Source organism: Pseudomonas sputi (assembly GCF_021603585.1).
Classification (GTDB): domain Bacteria; phylum Pseudomonadota; class Gammaproteobacteria; order Pseudomonadales; family Pseudomonadaceae; genus Aquipseudomonas; species Aquipseudomonas sputi.
This window is the reverse complement of sequence record NZ_BQHI01000003.1, coordinates 230,919-246,098: the sequence shown is the minus strand read 5'-3', so window position 1 is coordinate 246,098 and position 15,180 is coordinate 230,919. Positions and strand designations below refer to the sequence as shown.

The 15,180-nt window shown below is 59.5% G+C and carries 16 protein-coding genes; 6 read left to right on the top strand and 10 right to left on the bottom strand.

Going from position 1 to position 15,180, the window contains the following annotated elements; translation table 11 throughout:
• Positions 1-6: 6 nt before the first annotated feature.
• On the bottom strand, positions 7-564 hold the full coding sequence (locus L6D81_RS06015) for a hypothetical protein (RefSeq protein WP_085609157.1): 558 nt from the start codon (positions 562-564) through the stop codon (positions 7-9).
• 502 nt (positions 565-1,066) lie between these two features.
• Here L6D81_RS06015 and L6D81_RS06010 point away from each other — a divergent pair.
• The 3 genes from L6D81_RS06010 (at position 1,067) to L6D81_RS06000 (ending at position 2,294) form a co-directional block, all read left to right on the top strand.
• Positions 1,067-1,573: a BRO-N domain-containing protein gene (locus L6D81_RS06010; RefSeq protein WP_236178284.1), complete on the top strand. Its 507-nt coding sequence runs from the start codon at positions 1,067-1,069 to the stop codon at positions 1,571-1,573.
• Between the two features lie 204 nt (positions 1,574-1,777).
• Positions 1,778-2,026: a CopG family ribbon-helix-helix protein gene (locus tag L6D81_RS06005; RefSeq protein WP_236178283.1), complete on the top strand. Its 249-nt coding sequence runs from the start codon at positions 1,778-1,780 to the stop codon at positions 2,024-2,026.
• Entirely contained in the window at positions 2,004-2,294 is a 291-nt protein-coding gene (locus tag L6D81_RS06000; protein ID WP_236178282.1) for a type II toxin-antitoxin system RelE/ParE family toxin, read from the top strand. Before L6D81_RS06005 ends, L6D81_RS06000 begins: the two co-directional genes overlap by 23 nt.
• Before the next feature lie 36 nt (positions 2,295-2,330).
• Here L6D81_RS06000 and L6D81_RS05995 read toward each other — a convergent pair whose 3' ends face one another.
• A complete protein-coding gene (locus tag L6D81_RS05995) occupies positions 2,331-2,516 on the bottom strand; it encodes a hypothetical protein (RefSeq protein ID WP_007954656.1) in 186 nt (61 codons plus the stop codon).
• Between the two features lie 404 nt (positions 2,517-2,920).
• Between L6D81_RS05995 and L6D81_RS05990 the strand changes: the two genes are divergently transcribed.
• Positions 2,921-4,549 carry a glucan biosynthesis protein D gene (locus L6D81_RS05990; protein ID WP_236178281.1) on the top strand — a complete coding sequence of 543 codons (1,629 nt, stop codon included), beginning with the start codon at positions 2,921-2,923 and terminating at the stop codon, positions 4,547-4,549.
• A gap of 12 nt (positions 4,550-4,561) precedes the next feature.
• Here L6D81_RS05990 and L6D81_RS05985 read toward each other — a convergent pair whose 3' ends face one another.
• The 4 genes from L6D81_RS05985 to L6D81_RS05970 all read right to left on the bottom strand — a co-directional run bounded on the left by L6D81_RS05985 (position 4,562) and on the right by L6D81_RS05970 (position 8,827).
• Positions 4,562-5,095, bottom strand: coding sequence for a GNAT family N-acetyltransferase (locus tag L6D81_RS05985; RefSeq protein ID WP_236178280.1), 534 nt, complete (start codon positions 5,093-5,095; stop codon positions 4,562-4,564).
• A gap of 90 nt (positions 5,096-5,185) precedes the next feature.
• Positions 5,186-6,292 carry an NADH:flavin oxidoreductase/NADH oxidase gene (locus tag L6D81_RS05980; protein WP_236178279.1) on the bottom strand — a complete coding sequence of 369 codons (1,107 nt, stop codon included), beginning with the start codon at positions 6,290-6,292 and terminating at the stop codon, positions 5,186-5,188.
• A gap of 228 nt (positions 6,293-6,520) precedes the next feature.
• Positions 6,521-8,230: a single-stranded-DNA-specific exonuclease RecJ gene (gene recJ, locus L6D81_RS05975; protein WP_236178278.1), complete on the bottom strand. Its 1,710-nt coding sequence runs from the start codon at positions 8,228-8,230 to the stop codon at positions 6,521-6,523.
• Positions 8,231-8,284: 54 nt separating this feature from the next.
• Complete coding sequence (locus L6D81_RS05970) at positions 8,285-8,827, bottom strand: YaeQ family protein (protein ID WP_064593644.1); 543 nt, start codon at positions 8,825-8,827, stop codon at positions 8,285-8,287.
• 146 nt (positions 8,828-8,973) lie between these two features.
• Here L6D81_RS05970 and L6D81_RS05965 point away from each other — a divergent pair, with 146 nt between their 5' ends.
• Together L6D81_RS05965 and L6D81_RS05960 are read left to right on the top strand one after the other, a co-directional pair.
• Positions 8,974-10,173, top strand: coding sequence for a CaiB/BaiF CoA transferase family protein (locus tag L6D81_RS05965; RefSeq protein ID WP_236178277.1), 1,200 nt, complete (start codon positions 8,974-8,976; stop codon positions 10,171-10,173).
• Positions 10,100-11,080 (top strand): TIGR02285 family protein, encoded by a 981-nt coding sequence (locus L6D81_RS05960; RefSeq protein ID WP_236178276.1) that lies wholly within the window; start codon positions 10,100-10,102, stop codon positions 11,078-11,080. The genes L6D81_RS05965 and L6D81_RS05960 overlap by 74 nt, the downstream gene beginning before the upstream one ends.
• Before the next feature lie 174 nt (positions 11,081-11,254).
• Here the strand turns inward: L6D81_RS05960 and L6D81_RS05955 are convergent, their stop codons facing one another.
• The 4 genes from L6D81_RS05955 to thrC all read right to left on the bottom strand — a co-directional run bounded on the left by L6D81_RS05955 (position 11,255) and on the right by thrC (position 15,126).
• Positions 11,255-11,536 carry a DUF3509 domain-containing protein gene (locus L6D81_RS05955; protein ID WP_064382409.1) on the bottom strand — a complete coding sequence of 94 codons (282 nt, stop codon included), beginning with the start codon at positions 11,534-11,536 and terminating at the stop codon, positions 11,255-11,257.
• A gap of 164 nt (positions 11,537-11,700) precedes the next feature.
• A complete protein-coding gene (locus tag L6D81_RS05950; RefSeq protein ID WP_236178275.1) occupies positions 11,701-12,108 on the bottom strand; it encodes a response regulator in 408 nt (135 codons plus the stop codon).
• Positions 12,109-12,226: 118 nt separating this feature from the next.
• Positions 12,227-13,597: a transporter substrate-binding domain-containing protein gene (locus L6D81_RS05945; protein ID WP_236178420.1), complete on the bottom strand. Its 1,371-nt coding sequence runs from the start codon at positions 13,595-13,597 to the stop codon at positions 12,227-12,229.
• A gap of 119 nt (positions 13,598-13,716) precedes the next feature.
• Positions 13,717-15,126 carry a threonine synthase gene (gene thrC, locus L6D81_RS05940; protein WP_236178274.1) on the bottom strand — a complete coding sequence of 470 codons (1,410 nt, stop codon included), beginning with the start codon at positions 15,124-15,126 and terminating at the stop codon, positions 13,717-13,719.
• Positions 15,127-15,180 lie beyond the last annotated feature (54 nt).

Genomic DNA, 15,180 nt, shown 5'->3' with positions numbered 1-15,180 from the left:
AAAACATCAAAAGAAAAGCTCGGACTGATCGTATTTCAGCGAGGAAATACGATCGAACAATTTGATTTTTTCGTTGGCTTTTTGCTTGGCGTGGTCAGACATGAATGCAATCAACTCTTCGAGCTGATTGACGTCTCCCACCACTTTGAATTCCTTCTCCTTGTTGACGAAGACAAGGGACTTCTTCTTTCTCGACAGCAGTTCTATGACGTTGCTGAGCGTTCCGGTGCTCTTCGCATCCCATATCATCAAGCCGTAGTCAGCGGCTTCGGCCATCACCACGTCTTTCTCGGTGAAGAAGGCCCTCGATCCTTTGGAGTGTTTGGAGTCCACTGTTCTGGCGGGCCACTGTCCGAGGTTGTTCCGCGGCGCTGGACCGCTACAGAACACAGTGGTTCTGGATCGTTCAAGACTCAGCAGATATTCCTGAATGGAGGTATCGGCGCCACCCGCATCACCAACGACCACCTCAAATTCAGACGCAACGATATTACTGATACGCTCCTTAACCTTCGGATCAAGGTTCTTGATATTGATAGAGCCAGCAATAAATACAGTCGTCATTGAGTTCACTTCCAGGTTAGCGCCGCTACGTAGATCTTCCCCACCTTCGGAAGAATCCTTTGAGCTGCCGCCCACCCTGGGGGATGCCGGAGATTCATAAAGGAAAAATCACGCTTCAGGTGTAGTCTGGCTGACGGCCATACAAAAACAGGCATTTCCTACAGATACAGACTTCAAGAAGAAGCCACATTTCCTACGCTACGCGTCCACAGCGTAGACTGGGCGCCGCTAGCGCCTGACCGATAGGCTTTATCCCGTCGCTGCCCCATCAGCGGCCCGGGGTCGAAGCCGGTACATCATCAACATGGCGCAACTGCGTCCTCCATAGAAACCGAGGCTTTTTTGCCTTTCGGATTCGCGTTATGGCGGACCGTGTGGCGCGGGCCTCTCGGCTTCCATGTTGATCGAGAATGTTCCGACTTCGAACGCCGCACGGTTCGCCACCCAAATCTGTCGAAGGATTAGTGGCGGCTCTCATTTCAACATGGAGTAGAAATTGACTATGCACGCGCCAAATTCACCTGAAACCCAGACGTACTTCATCCCTACGGTTTTCACCCGCCACAACCGCTTCCTCCACGCCCTCCTGCTCGATCATCAAGCCTGGTTCTGCGCTCAGGATCTGGGCCGCATGATGGGCCATCCCTTGAACCTACGCGTCACGCTTAAACTCGACCCCGACCAACGCCGCACCGTCCGGCTGCGCAAGTACGGCAAAGTTGTCGAGACACCGATGGTCAGCGAATCCGGAATGTATGCGCTGCTGGTTCATCATTTCATCCCGGAAAACCGCAATCTGCGCCAATGGCTGAGCAATGAGGTGATTCCCATCCTGCGGGAAACCGGCTCAACAACAGCGGAAAATTGCCCGAGTCTGAGCTCGGTGCATTGGGCCGGCGTCACCGTGCCGCTGCTGCACTGGCAACAACAGGCCTGGGTGAAATGGCGGGACATGCCTGAGTTGATGCAGGCACAGCAGCCGTATCCAGCGCCGCGTTCTTGCGGCTGACTCTGAAAGTCAGTGGGTTTGCCCCGGCGGCGATTAGGTCGCCGGGGCATCAACCAAGCATTTCGCAACACATCCCGTCTTCCAGACGCGTTCAAGTCCACTAGAGTTTTCCTCAACCTCGCACTCTGACTGGTTGACGCCGATGTTATTGCGGCCTAGGGTGTCTACGTCGTTTACAGCGTATACACACGCAGGAGATCTTCCATGGCCTCGCCCGTTTTATCCTTCCGCGTCGAAGAATTGCTCGCTCAACAGTTGGATCAATTGGCCGCGGCCACTGACCGAGACCGCCAGTACCATCTCAAGCGTGCGTTGGTTAGATATGTGGAAGCGGAGTCTTGGCATCTGCAAGCCATCAGCGAGGGGATTGCTGATGCCGATGCTGGAAATCTTACTGATCTGGATGCCGTGAAGGCTAAGTGGGCAAAACGTGCCGAACGTAGTACTAACTGAACGAGCTGAAAACGATCTAGAAACAATTTTTGAGTATTACCAAGGCATCTTGGGTGCCGATCCAGCGTTTGGTGTCGTGAACTCCATTCTTGGAGCGTTTGATCAATTGAAGCAATTTCCGGGCTCAGGCCGGCCTTCAGTCGTGCCGGATACACGCGAACTGGTGCTGACCCGTTATCCATTCATTGCGCCATATCGCCTGGAGGATGGCCAGATCCAGGTCTTGAGAATTCTGCACCAGCGCGCAGAACAACCAGAAAATTGGTAAACCAGCCGTAGCAAGTACGGCTGGCTGTTCACCTCACTAGAACCGCGAAACACTCCTCATCGCATCCACCAGATACCGCATCGCAATCCGGTCGCTCTCCGACAACTCGCGGTAACGCTCCACCAGCTTCAGCTCATCAGGACTGAGCCGGCGTCTTCGCCGGACGTTGGTGAGGCAGGGAAAGATGCCCAACATTTCGGTGATGCCTTGTCCTTTTGTCATGGACGATGTCCTTTTCCAGTACGTCAGAAATTTCTCGAAAACCGCATCGCCCTGCTCCTTTAAGCAGCGATTTGAGCCCTGCCGGTCGAGTGGGTCGTGACCGGCGATGCCCATAGAATAGAAATTAAATCGGTGCTGAAAAGTGGTTTTTAGAGTAATTAGTCGAAAAAAGCAGATATGCCCTATAAATCAGAAAAGGCTGTGGGATAAGTAACCGTAACGTCTTGTTTCATTGAGACGCTGTCGCCGTGCTATCAATGAATTTTGCAAAATCGGCGAACCGATTAAGCTAGCGGGCATCTGTTACTCGTCCGTAGCGTTTGGCCGAAGGCTTGTCCGAACCGTAATTTCTGATCCAGTACGTGCCAGGAACGGCGCGGGATTGTCCACGACAGGTTGTATTTATGCACCGCAGGAATTTGCTCAAAGCGTCCATGGCCATTGCGGCTTATACCGGCCTTTCCGCCTCCGGCCTGCTCGCCGCACGCGCCTGGGCCGCCTCTGGCGGTGCCGCCGACGGTGAAGCCCAGGCCTTCGACTTCGAAACGCTGAAACGTCAGGCCAAACAACTGGCCGGCAGCGTCTATCAGGACACCAAACAGGTGCTGCCGCCGACCCTGGCGACCATGACCCCGCAGAACTTCAACGCGATCCGCTACGACGGCGAGCATTCGTTGTGGAAGGAAAACAAGGGTCAGCTCGATGTGCAGTTTTTCCACGTCGGCATGGGTTTCCGTCAGCCGGTGCGCATGTACAGCGTCGATCCCAAGACTCGCACGGCCCGCGAGGTGCATTTCCGCCCTCAGCTGTTCAACTATGAAAACACCTCGGTCGACACCCAGCAGCTCAAGGGCGACCTGGGTTTTGCCGGCTTCAAGCTGTTCAAGGCGCCGGAACTGGATCGGCATGACGTGGTGTCGTTCCTCGGCGCCAGCTACTTCCGCGCGGTGGATGCCACTGGCCAATATGGCCTCTCCGCCCGTGGCCTGGCCGTGGACACCTACGCCAAGAAGCGCGAAGAATTTCCTGACTTCACCAAGTTCTGGTTCGAGACCCCGGATCAGAACGCGACCCGCTTCGTGGTCTACGCCCTGCTCGACTCGCCAAGCGCGACCGGTGCCTATCGCTTCGACATCGATTGCCAGGCCGAGCGCGTGGTGATGGAGGTCGATGCCCACATCAACGCCCGTACCGCCATCGAACAACTGGGCATCGCCCCGATGACCAGCATGTTCAGCTGCGGTACTCACGAGCGCCGGATGTGCGACACCATTCACCCGCAAATCCATGACTCGGATCGTCTGGCCATGTGGCGCGGCAACGGCGAGTGGATCTGCCGCCCGCTGAACAACCCGGCGACCCTGCAATTCAACGCCTTCGCCGACACCGATCCGAAAGGTTTCGGTCTGGTGCAGACCGACCACGAATTCGCCAACTACCAGGACACCGTCGACTGGTACAGCAAGCGTCCGAGCCTGTGGGTAGAACCTACAACCGCGTGGGGCGAAGGCTCCATCGATCTGCTGGAAATTCCTACAACCGGCGAAACCCTCGATAACATCGTCGCGTTCTGGACACCGAAAAAACCCGTGGCCGCCGGCGACTCGCTGAACTACGGCTACAAGCTCTACTGGAGCGCCCTGCCACCGGTCGGCACGCCGCTGGCGCGAGTGCACGCGACCCGTTCGGGCATGGGTGGATTCGTTGAAGGCTGGGCACCGGGTGAGCACTATCCGCCGGTCTGGGCCCGCCGTTTCGCTGTGGATTTCACCGGTGGCGGTCTGGATCGCCTGCCGCAGGGCACCGGAATCGAACCGGTGGTGACCTGCTCCAACGGCAAGGTGCAGGACTTCAGCGTACTGGTGCTGGATGACATCAAGGGCTACCGGATCCTGTTCGACTGGTACCCAACCAATGACAGCGTCGAGCCAGTTGAGCTGCGACTGTTCATCCGCACCAACGATCGCACGCTGAGCGAGACCTGGTTGTACCAGTACTTCCCGCCAGCGCCGGACAAACGCAAGTATCCTTGATGCCTTGAGCCGTCAGGCCAACGGGCAGTACAGGTGAATATCATGGGGTTCCAGATCAAACAGCTCGGGGTCCGGTTGCTCCAGCAACCGGCAACCCTGGCGCTGATAGAACTCCACGGTATTGCGCGACTCGGTCGCCGAGATGTACAACGCCTCGGCGCCGACCTCCCGGCCATGCTTGCTAGCCAAAGCAAACAACCGCCCGCCCAGCCCCTGGCCACGCCAGGCACGGCTGATGTGCAGAAACTTCAACTGCCGCATGTTCAGGCCCTGATGGTGCATAACCCGGTTATCCACAACCACTGCCGCCACCAGTGTCTCGCCATCGAAAATCCCGTGTAGCCACGCGCCGCTGCGCCAGCACTTTTCCAATACCCGCGCATTCTCCTCCGCCTCCCCTTCGGGCCAGCCGCGCATGTCGAAACGCGCCGGATACAGAATCAACTCACCGTCTTCCACGCGATAGCACTCCTCGACCAACTCGCTGCGGTCGATCAGCGCCAGCAGCGGCAAGTCGGATTCCGTCAGTTCTCGTTCGATCAACATGCGATCCATTCCTTTGCAATTCCAAACGACAGGCAAGAAAAAACCCGCCAGTTCAACGGCGGGTTTTATAGGCGTTGCGACCGGTCGGAATCAATCCCGCAGATCAGACTCGTGAATCGGCTGATCCCGATGGGTCGCACGTTGATACTGCGCCGGCCACACCGCTTTGCGGCCGCCCAGGTCATCGTCGGCATGCAGCGGCCAGTACGGATCACGCAACAGCTCGCGGGCGAGGAAGATGATGTCGGCCTGGCAGGTTCGCAGGATGTGCTCGGCTTGCGCAGGCTCGGTAATCATTCCCACGGTGCCGGTGGCGATGCCTGACTCCTTGCGCACCCGCTCGGCAAAGCGCGTCTGATAACCCGGCCCCACGGGGATTTCGGCGTTGGCTGCCGTGCCGCCCGAGGACACATCGATCAGGTCAGCCCCCAAGGCTTTCAGGCGGCGCGCCAGTTCCACGGTTTCATCCGGGTTCCAGCCGTCCTCAACCCAATCGGTGGCCGACAGGCGCACGAACACCGGCAACTCTTCCGGCCATACGGCGCGTACCGCCTCGGTCACTTGCAGCACCAGACGAATACGGTTTTCGAACGAACCACCGTACTGGTCGCGGCGCTGATTGCTCAGCGGCGAAAGAAACTGGTGCAGCAGATAACCGTGTGCCGCGTGCACCTCGACCACACTGAAACCGGCGGTCAGCGCACGTTTGGCGGCGGCTACGAAATCCTGAATGACCTGGGCGATCTGCCCTTCATCCAGTTGTTTGGGTTGGGTGTGTTGCGGGTCAAAGGCAATCGGTGACGGCCCGACCGGCGTCCAGCCACCGTCCTCCGGTTTGACGCTGCCATGTTTGCCGATCCACGGCCGATGGGTGCTGGCCTTGCGCCCGGCGTGGGCCAGTTGAATGCCGGCCACTGCGCCCTGCGCATTGATGAAACGGGTGATGCGTTGCAGCGGTGCGATCTGTTCGTCGTTCCACAGGCCCAGGTCTTCGGCGGTGATCCGCCCGTCGGCCGTGATCGCCGTGGCTTCAGTGAATACCAGACCGGCGCCCCCCACGGCACGGCTGCCGAGGTGCACCAGATGCCAGTCGTTGGCCAGGCCATCGACGCTGGAGTACTGGCACATGGGCGACACGGCGATGCGGTTGGGCAGGGTCAGTTGGCGAACGGTAAAGGGTTCCAGCAGCAGACTCATGGGGCACCTCTCAAATCAGTGGGCAGGCTCCAGGGTTCTGTTTGAAAAGTCGACGAGTGACAGGAAAAAGGTACAGCACCCGCCCCCGCGGGCAAAAAAATCGACAAGACGTCACAAGGCCAATCAAGCAGTGCTTAGAGCCTAGTCGACATCCGGGGATGAGGGAGGGTTCAGAGTGATTCTGTGTGTGTGTGTGAGTCCGCGTTCGCGAGCAAGCTCGCGAAGGGGTCAACGCGGTTCGATGTGGGCGATCATCAGTTGCACGGTTTCATTGCCGCGAAACTCGTTGAGGTCGAGTTTGTACGCCAGTTCGACCCATTTGATCGTCGGATTCGGCCAGATATCGCGATCGATGCCGAAGGCAATGCCATCCAGCTTCACCGAGCCGCATTCAGTCTTCAGCACCACTTTCAGGTGCCGCTCCCCGACCACCCGCTGCTCGACCAACTGGAACACACCGTGAAACAGCGGCTCGGGGAAATGCTGGCCCCACGGCCCGGCGTGACGCAGGGCCCGAGCCAGTTCCAGATGAAACTCCTCGACCGCCAGCGTGCCATCCGACAGCAGGCGCCCGGTCAGATCCTCTTCGCGAAGCTGCCTGCGCACTTCGGCGTCGAAGGCCTCGGCGAACAACGGAAAATGCTCCTGCGGCAAGGTCAGCCCTGCCGCCATCGCGTGGCCGCCGTACTTCGTGATCAGGTCCGGATGCTGCGCTGCCACCACGCTCAATGCATCGCGAATATGAAAACCCTGCACCGAACGCCCTGAGCCCTTGAGCAAACCGTCACCGGCATCGGCGAAGGCGATGGTCGGGCGGAAATAACGCTCCTTCATTCGCGACGCCAGAATACCGATGACACCCTGGTGCCATTCCGGGTCGAACAGGCAAAGACCGAACGGCATCGAATCGACCGGCAAGTCCTTGAGCTGGGCCAGCGCCTCACGCTGCATGCCCTGCTCGATGGATTTGCGATCCTGGTTCATGCCGTCCAGTTGCGCGGCCATTTCCCGGGACAGCGCAGCGTCGTGGGTCAGCAGGCACTCGATGCCCAGGCTCATGTCATCCAGACGCCCCGCCGCGTTCAGGCGCGGGCCGACGATGAAACCGAGGTCGGTTGAGGTAATACGCGAGGCTTCACGCTTGGCCACCTCCAGGATCGCCTTGATCCCCGGCCGCGCGCGCCCGGCGCGAATCCGCTCCAGGCCCTGGTGCACCAGAATCCGGTTGTTGGCATCCAGCGGCACTACGTCGGCAACGCTGCCCAGCGCCACCAGATCCAGCAGTTCGCCGATGTTCGGCTGCGGCTTGCTCTCGTACCAGCCGAGGCTGCGCAGGCGTGCGCGCAAGGCCATCAACACATAGAAGATCACCCCGACCCCGGCCAGCGCCTTGCTCGGAAACGCGCAACCAGGCTGGTTCGGATTGACCAGCGCATCGGCCTGCGGCAGTTCATCGCCGGGCAAGTGGTGATCGGTGATCAAGACCTTCAAACCGTGACGCTTCGCGGCCGCAACGCCTTCAACGCTGGAAATACCGTTGTCGACGGTGATCAACAGTTGCGGCTCGCGGGTCATCGCGACTTCGACGATCTCCGGGGTCAGGCCGTAGCCGTATTCGAAGCGGTTGGGCACCAGATAATCGACGTGCGCCGCGCCCAGCAGGCGCAAACCGAGCACGCCCACGGTGCTGGCCGTCGCGCCGTCGGCATCGAAGTCACCAACGATCAGGATCCGCTGACGCTGCTCCAGCGCTGTCACCAGCAGGTCAACCGCCGCATCGATCCCTTTGAGCTGCTGGAACGGAATCAGCCGCGCCAGGCTCTTGTCCAGCTCCGCCTCGGACTGCACGCCCCGCGCCGCGTACAGGCGGGTCAGCAGGGGTGGCAGGTCACCGAGAAACGGCAGAGTGGCGGGCAACGGGCGAGGATCGATACGCATGGGGTGACAGGAGCTTCTCTTGAATACGTGGGATTTTTCGGGAGTAACGCGGACTTAACCGCGCTCGCCTTGCAGCCAGCTGAGCTGGACTTCGTGCTGGCCACGGTCGTCGGTGACGAAGATCGTGCCTTCGCTGATCATCACGTCCCACTTGATAACGCGAGGCATGTCCTTGGCCAGGGTTTCCAGCACTTCCTGCGGGACAGCGGCAATGTTGACGTTCTTCAGGTTTTTGATCGCCGGAATCACTTTGCCTTCCCAGACGCGCAGGCTGCCGTAGGCCAGCAGGCTGGTGCGTTCGGTGCGGCGCGAGCACCAGGTCAGGCGATCGGCGTCCGGCTGGCCGACTTCAATCCAGTGCAGGACACGATCATCCAGGCTCTTTTCCCACAAAGCAGGTTCATCCACGTCCGACAGACCACGACCGAACGACAGTTGCTCGTTGTACCAGAGCGCGTAGGCCAGCAGACGCACGGTCATGCGTTCTTCGGTTTCCGAAGGGTGGCGGGCGATGGTCTGCTTCACGTTCTCGTAGACGCTGCGGTCGAGGTCGGTGAGGTTCAGTTCGAATTTGTAGGTAGTGGACGGCTGGGCCATGAACGGGCTTCTTGATACGAGGAAAGTCGGCAAGTCTAACCGATGCTGTAGGCAATCCACGAATTGATGGCGATCAACCTTGCGCGACTGACAGCCGGCTATGTTAAAACGCTGTATCTGCTCAGCCTTGTCCTACAGGATCTCGCATGCCGTTCGCCAACAAACCGCTCAGCGGTCTGAAAGTCATTGAATTGGGTACTTTGATTGCCGGGCCGTTTGCCTCGCGCATTTGCGGCGAGTTCGGCGCCGAAGTGATCAAGATCGAGTCGCCGGACGGCGGTGATCCGTTGCGCAAATGGCGCAAGTTGTACGAAGGCACATCACTGTGGTGGTTCGTCCAGGCACGCAACAAAAAGTCCCTGACGCTGAACCTGAAACACCCCGATGGCCTGGCGATCCTGAAAAAACTGCTGGGTGAAGCCGACATCCTGATCGAGAACTTTCGCCCCGGCGTCCTGGAAAAACTCGGCCTGAGCTGGGAAACCCTGCACGCACTGAACCCGAAACTGGTAATGGTGCGCCTGTCCGGCTTCGGCCAGACCGGGCCGATGAAGGATCAACCAGGTTTCGGTGCGGTCGGCGAATCCATGGGCGGCCTGCGCTATATCACCGGTTTCGAAGACCGCCCGCCGGTGCGCACCGGAATTTCCATCGGCGATTCGATTGCCGCCCTGTGGGGCGTGATTGGCGCATTGATGGCCCTGCGTCATCGCGAGGTCAACGGTGGCGTCGGTCAAGTGGTTGATGTGGCGCTCTACGAAGCGATCTTCGCCATGATGGAAAGCATGGTGCCGGAGTTCGATGTGTTCGGCTTCATTCGTGAGCGCACCGGCAACATCATGCCGGGCATCACACCGTCGTCGATCCATACCAGCGCCGACGGCAAACATGTGCAGATCGGCGCCAATGGCGATGCGATCTTCAAGCGCTTCATGCTGATCATCGGCCGCGAAGATCTGGCGAACGATCCGACACTGGCCAGCAATGACGGGCGCGACAGCCGCCGCGACGAGCTGTACGGCGTGATCGACCGCTGGGTCAATTCGCTGCCGCTGCAAACCGTGCTGGATCTGCTGAATCAGGCCGAAGTGCCGGCCAGCCGGATCTTCAGCGCCGAAGACATGTTCAACGATCCGCAGTATCTGGCCCGGGAAATGTTCCTCCACGCCAAGCTGCCGGACGGCAAGCCCTTCAAGATGCCGGGCATTGTGCCGAAACTCTCTGAGACACCCGGCACGTCCGAATGGGTCGGACCGCAGCTCGGTGAACACAATGCGCAGGTACTCCACGATCTTGGCTACGACGAGAAGCAGATCGCCCGGTTGCGCGAAGACGGAGCCATCTGAGCTGAAGCGCCTGCCGCCCTCGGCCTCGAACCGCGCCCACCATTGGTGGACCTGGCGGTTGTTTGGCCTGTTATTCCTGCTGGTAGTGCCAGCGTGGGTACAGGCCAAACCGACGTTGATCTGGCTGCTGCGCGACCTGCCGCCGCTGACGATCTTCGAAGGCCCGAAAAAGGGCCAGGGCGTAATCGATCAATTGATGCCGATGCTGATTGCCGGCATGCCGCAATACGAACACACCCTGATGCGGGTCAATCGCGCCCGCGGCAATCAAATGTTGCATGAACATCCCTTCGCCTGCGATCCGTCGCTGATCCGGAACAAGGAACGGGCGCAATGGATCGCGTTCTCCATCCCCGCGTTTCGTGCGGTCAGCAATGGTCTGGTGGTACGTCGGAGAGATCGCGAGGTGCTGGAGCCGTTTCTGATCGAGGGCGAAGTCGACCTGTCGGCCTATCTGGCCAACGGCGAGCGAAAAGTCGGCGTGGTCGCAGAACGCAGTTACGGCGAGTACATCGATACATTGCTGCATCAGGCACCGAGCGGCGCGCTGACGCCGCATTACGGCAACGATGCGCTCAGCAGCCTGCTGTCGATGCAGCGCCTGGGGCGTTTACAGGTGGTGCTGGGTTACTGGCCGGAAATCCGTTATCAGGCGCAGCAGGCCGAGATCGCCGAGGAGGAGTTGCTGTTCTTCCCGATTCGCGGCACGGGCAGGTACCTGTCGGGCCATGTCGGCTGCACCGATACCACGGCGGGTCGACAGGCGATCACTGAGATCAATCAGCTGTTGCGCACCCTGCCCCACGACCATCTGAACCAGCTCTATGCCGACTGGCTCGACCCCGAGAGGCGTCCGGATTATCTGGAACAGGCGCGAATTTTCTTTCAGCAACAAGCCACGCAGTGAAATCCGGGCAAAAAGAAACCCCGAGAAGTGGGGAGACGACTCAGGGTTAAACGTGGTCTGTATCAAAGACCCGTAGCAGCAAGCGACAAGCACCGGAGCACAATGCTTGATCCTGCTGTTACGGGGTCTGACTGATCCAGGTGCAGGAAGGTTCCCACAAATGAAAAATCAGTTTCAAAGGGCCGGGTGCTTATCGAGCGCTGCGTTTCGCAACGCGGCGATCACACAGGGTTCCAGCCGGCCTTCGGCAATCAGGATGTCACGGTGCAGGCCGTCAACCACATCCGTCAGCTGGCGCTTGTCGCTCAATTGCGCCTGATTGAATTCGCGCTCCACCACGATCGCGCCGCTGCCGTTCTTCAAGGTCACTAGGCATTCGCCGTGGCGACCACGAGGGGTCAACGTCACCTGATACGGGCTCAGAGCCTCACCGAGCAATAGACTGATACTTTCCATCTCGATCTCCACTCAATAGTCCGAAAACACAGTGTCTGGGGCGTGTTCACAGTAAATGACCACCGGCCCGAGAGGAAAGTTCTGCTTGTCGCCGGCCTCTCCCGGAGCGTCACCGGCTATCGGAGCATGCATGGGGAAGATGACAGAAAAACAACCGTGGCGGCTCAGGCGTCGACGGAATGCCTGGGGAGGGCCATGTAGGCATCCAGCAGCGCCCTCATCAACACCGCCGAGACCGGCGTGTGCAGCCGGCCCAGCAAGGTGATCCGGTGAGCGCCCAGCAAGGTTTCCAGATCGTCCAGCAGGCTGGGTGCCACGGCCCCCAACAGAATCATCGCCCGCGCTTGCTGTCGGTCGGCCAGATGCCGGATCAGCGCCAACCCGTCACCGTTCTGCAATTGTGGATTGCACAGGGTAATGTCGACGGCTCCGCGACGTTCCAGTGAGCGCTTTGCCGAGCCCAGCGACGGTGCGGTCAGAACATCGTAGATACCGATGGCGTTGAGCATCTGGTGCAACGCCATCAGCTGGAACGGATTGGGTTCTAGAATCAGAATCTTGAGCGAGCGCATGGGACGACCTCTGGAGCGACAATCGCGGATTCACGCCGCAGTGGTCTGTCACTCTAGGGCAGTCGTCCTAAGCCTCCCATCAGAAAAGGAATCGCGGTTTATAGGACTTTTCCCATCTTCAATGCAGACATTGACACCCACTCTCCTTCCGCCGCTCGGTGATGTCCGTCCACCCTCCAAGCAGGCCACGCAGTTTTCCATCGGCACTGTAAAACGGCACTGTCCACTGATAGATCTGACGGGGACCGCTCTTGAACACCAACTGCCGTTTGCTGAAACGTGTTTTACGAGTGCCCAGCTGCGCCATGAATTCCTCATGCAGCATCAATGCCGTGGCCTGTGGAAGCGCATCGATCTCGAACAGCATCCGGCCCTGGACCTGCTCCAGCCGAACCGACAGTGCATCTTCATAACTGCGGTTGCACATGATCAACCGCCCCTGCAGATCGCGAACGAATACGGGGTCGGGCATCGCATCGATCAGAGCATGTTGAAAGGCCAGTTGATCACCCAGATCCTTTTCGGCCGCACGCCGCTGTTTGACTTCGGCCGCCAATCGACGGTTCCACAGCAAGGGCAATAGCCCGAACACGCCGAGCCCGCCCATCGCCCAGCACCCCCACTTGATCAGGAGCGAGCTGATCGAGGGTTCCGGAGCAGGAGAAATGCCATCCAGCCATTTCAGGCGCATGGCACGCAGTTCGGCCGCCGAGAAAGCGCCCAGCGCCTTGTTGAGGATGCTCACAAGCTCGGGCAGGCCTTTGCGTACCGCCAGATGATCGGCCTCCCACTTGCCCTCCACGAGACCACCGACCTTGAGCAGGCCGGAGGGAAACAGCTGAGCGCCGATCTCGTTTTCGATAGTGGCGTAGGCCTCCCCACTTTCGACCAGCGCCCGAGCCTCGGCATAGGTCTTGACCGAGCGGATCTGGATCGAGGGGTAGTCGCGTCGAATACTGTCCTCCAGCGCATGCCTGGCCGGCAGAACCAACACCCGGCTGGCCAGCGTTTCGAGCGACTGTATCGCCGGCTCGCCCGAATGCCCGACGAATACCCAGCCGGCACCGCCGAACGCGTGACTGAAGTCCAGGAATGCCTTGCGCTCGTCATTCATTGCCAACGTCGTGCTGATGTCGGCCACGCCACTCTGGAGCCGCTCCAGCATGTGATCGGTGGAAAACGACTCCTGATGGACGAACTGCAAGCCGGTCATGGCGCTGATGTGCGTGAGCACATCGTTGTTCAAGCCGCTCCACTGACCATGTTCGTCCTGAAACAGATACAACGGGTATTGCACCGATGCGACCGTCACCCGGGGATTGTCCCGAATCCACTGACGCTCATTTTCATCCAGCTCGATGGGCTGAACGCTCCTCCCCTCTTCGGAATGCTTCGCCAGATGGGCGGCTTCGGTCAACGGCGACACTTCGAAGCCCCCCAATAAAAACAACCAGCACAGAGCTGCTCTCAATCCTGAAAAAAACCGCATTGCCACATCCTTCGTCATCGACTCGCCCGTCCTTCGTGGGCGAAACGCGCGCAGTGTGGCATGCAAAAACAAGAAAGCCCGTCAGGAGACGGGCTTCAAAATGTGACAGCTTTGCGGGCTTAAAGAGGCTTGCCGCGGTTGCCATGCTGACTGACAAAGGCCTGCACGGCTTTCAGCTCGTTTGGCAGAACGGTGCAGCGCTCTTCTCTCTCAAACAAATCAGAAAGATGTGCAGGTAGTTCGAGAGCTTTTCCTACGCCGGCTTTCTCCACCGCGTCCGGGAACTTGACCGGATGCGCCGTACCGAGAATCACCATCGGGATATCCAGGCTGCGACGGCATTCGCGTGCAGCTTTGACGCCGATGGCGGTGTGCGGATCCAGCACTTCACCGGTCTGTTCAAAGACCTCGGCGATGGTTTCGCAGGTTTGCGCATCGTCCACGGCCAGCGAGTCGAACAGTTTGCGCGCTTCGGTCCAGCGTTCCTGTTCGACGCTGAAGCCGCCGCCCTGTTTGAACGAGTCCATCAGCCCGGCAATTGCCGCGCCATTGCGACCGTGCAGGTCGAACAGCAGGCGTTCGAAGTTCGAAGACACCATGATGTCCATCGACGGCGACAGCGTGGCGTGCAGGGTTTCCTTGACGTACTGGTTGCCGCTCATGAAGCGGTGCAGGATGTCGTTGCGGTTGGTGGCGACGATCAACTGGTTGATCGGCAGGCCCATGTTGCGCGCCAGGTAGCCGGCGAAGATGTCGCCGAAGTTGCCGGTCGGCACCGAGAACGACACTGAACGCGCCGGACCACCCAATTGCAGGGCCGCGTGGAAGTAGTAAACGATCTGGGCCATGATCCGCGCCCAGTTGATCGAGTTCACTGCAACCAGACGGGTGCCCTTGAGGAAACTCTGGTCGGCGAAGCTGGCCTTGACCATTTCCTGGCAGTCATCGAAGTTGCCTTCGATGGCGATGTTGTGGATGTTCTCACCGAGGATGGTGGTCATCTGCCGACGCTGAACCTCTGACACACGGTTGTGCGGGTGCAGGATGAAGATGTCGACGTTTTCACAGTGCTTGCAGCCTTCGATGGCCGCCGAACCGGTGTCACCGGAGGTGGCGCCGACGATCACCACGCGCTCGCCGCGCTTTTCCAGCACGTAGTCGAGCAAACGGCCGAGCAGTTGCAGGGCGAAGTCCTTGAACGCCAGGGTCGGGCCGTGAAACAGCTCCAGCACCCATTCGTTGCCGTTCAGCTGACGCAGCGGCGCAACGGCGTTGTGGGCGAACACACCGTAGGTTTCTTCAAGAATCTTTTTGAAATCGGCATCCGGAATGCTGCCGGTGACGAACGGGCGCATGACGCGGAAGGCCAGCTCGTGATACGGCAGGCCGGCCCAGGAAGCGATCTCTTCCTGGGTGAAGCGTGGCAGGTTTTCCGGGACATACAGACCGCCGTCGGTCGCGAGACCGGCCAGCAGGACGTCTTCGAAATTCAGGGCCGGTGCCTGGCCGCGGGTACTGATGTAACGCATGACTGACTCCAATGGACAGTGTTCACGACACCGGCCCCACTGGCGGGACCGGTG

Coding starts and splice junctions, on each gene's coding strand:
- L6D81_RS06010 (WP_236178284.1), top strand. CDS start 1,067: ATGCACGCGCCAAATTCACCTGAAACCCAGACGTACTTCATCCCTACG.
- L6D81_RS05980 (WP_236178279.1), bottom strand. CDS start 6,292: ATGAGTCTGCTGCTGGAACCCTTTACCGTTCGCCAACTGACCCTGCCC.
- L6D81_RS05945 (WP_236178420.1), bottom strand. CDS start 13,597: ATGCGGTTTTTTTCAGGATTGAGAGCAGCTCTGTGCTGGTTGTTTTTA.
- thrC (WP_236178274.1), bottom strand. CDS start 15,126: ATGCGTTACATCAGTACCCGCGGCCAGGCACCGGCCCTGAATTTCGAA.
- L6D81_RS05965 (WP_236178277.1), top strand. CDS start 8,974: ATGCCGTTCGCCAACAAACCGCTCAGCGGTCTGAAAGTCATTGAATTG.
- L6D81_RS05985 (WP_236178280.1), bottom strand. CDS start 5,095: ATGTTGATCGAACGAGAACTGACGGAATCCGACTTGCCGCTGCTGGCG.
- L6D81_RS05995 (WP_007954656.1), bottom strand. CDS start 2,516: ATGACAAAAGGACAAGGCATCACCGAAATGTTGGGCATCTTTCCCTGC.
- L6D81_RS06005 (WP_236178283.1), top strand. CDS start 1,778: ATGGCCTCGCCCGTTTTATCCTTCCGCGTCGAAGAATTGCTCGCTCAA.
- L6D81_RS05950 (WP_236178275.1), bottom strand. CDS start 12,108: ATGCGCTCGCTCAAGATTCTGATTCTAGAACCCAATCCGTTCCAGCTG.
- L6D81_RS05970 (WP_064593644.1), bottom strand. CDS start 8,827: ATGGCCCAGCCGTCCACTACCTACAAATTCGAACTGAACCTCACCGAC.
- L6D81_RS05960 (WP_236178276.1), top strand. CDS start 10,100: ATGCGCAGGTACTCCACGATCTTGGCTACGACGAGAAGCAGATCGCCC.
- L6D81_RS06015 (WP_085609157.1), bottom strand. CDS start 564: ATGACGACTGTATTTATTGCTGGCTCTATCAATATCAAGAACCTTGAT.
- recJ (WP_236178278.1), bottom strand. CDS start 8,230: ATGCGTATCGATCCTCGCCCGTTGCCCGCCACTCTGCCGTTTCTCGGT.
- L6D81_RS05955 (WP_064382409.1), bottom strand. CDS start 11,536: ATGGAAAGTATCAGTCTATTGCTCGGTGAGGCTCTGAGCCCGTATCAG.
- L6D81_RS05990 (WP_236178281.1), top strand. CDS start 2,921: ATGCACCGCAGGAATTTGCTCAAAGCGTCCATGGCCATTGCGGCTTAT.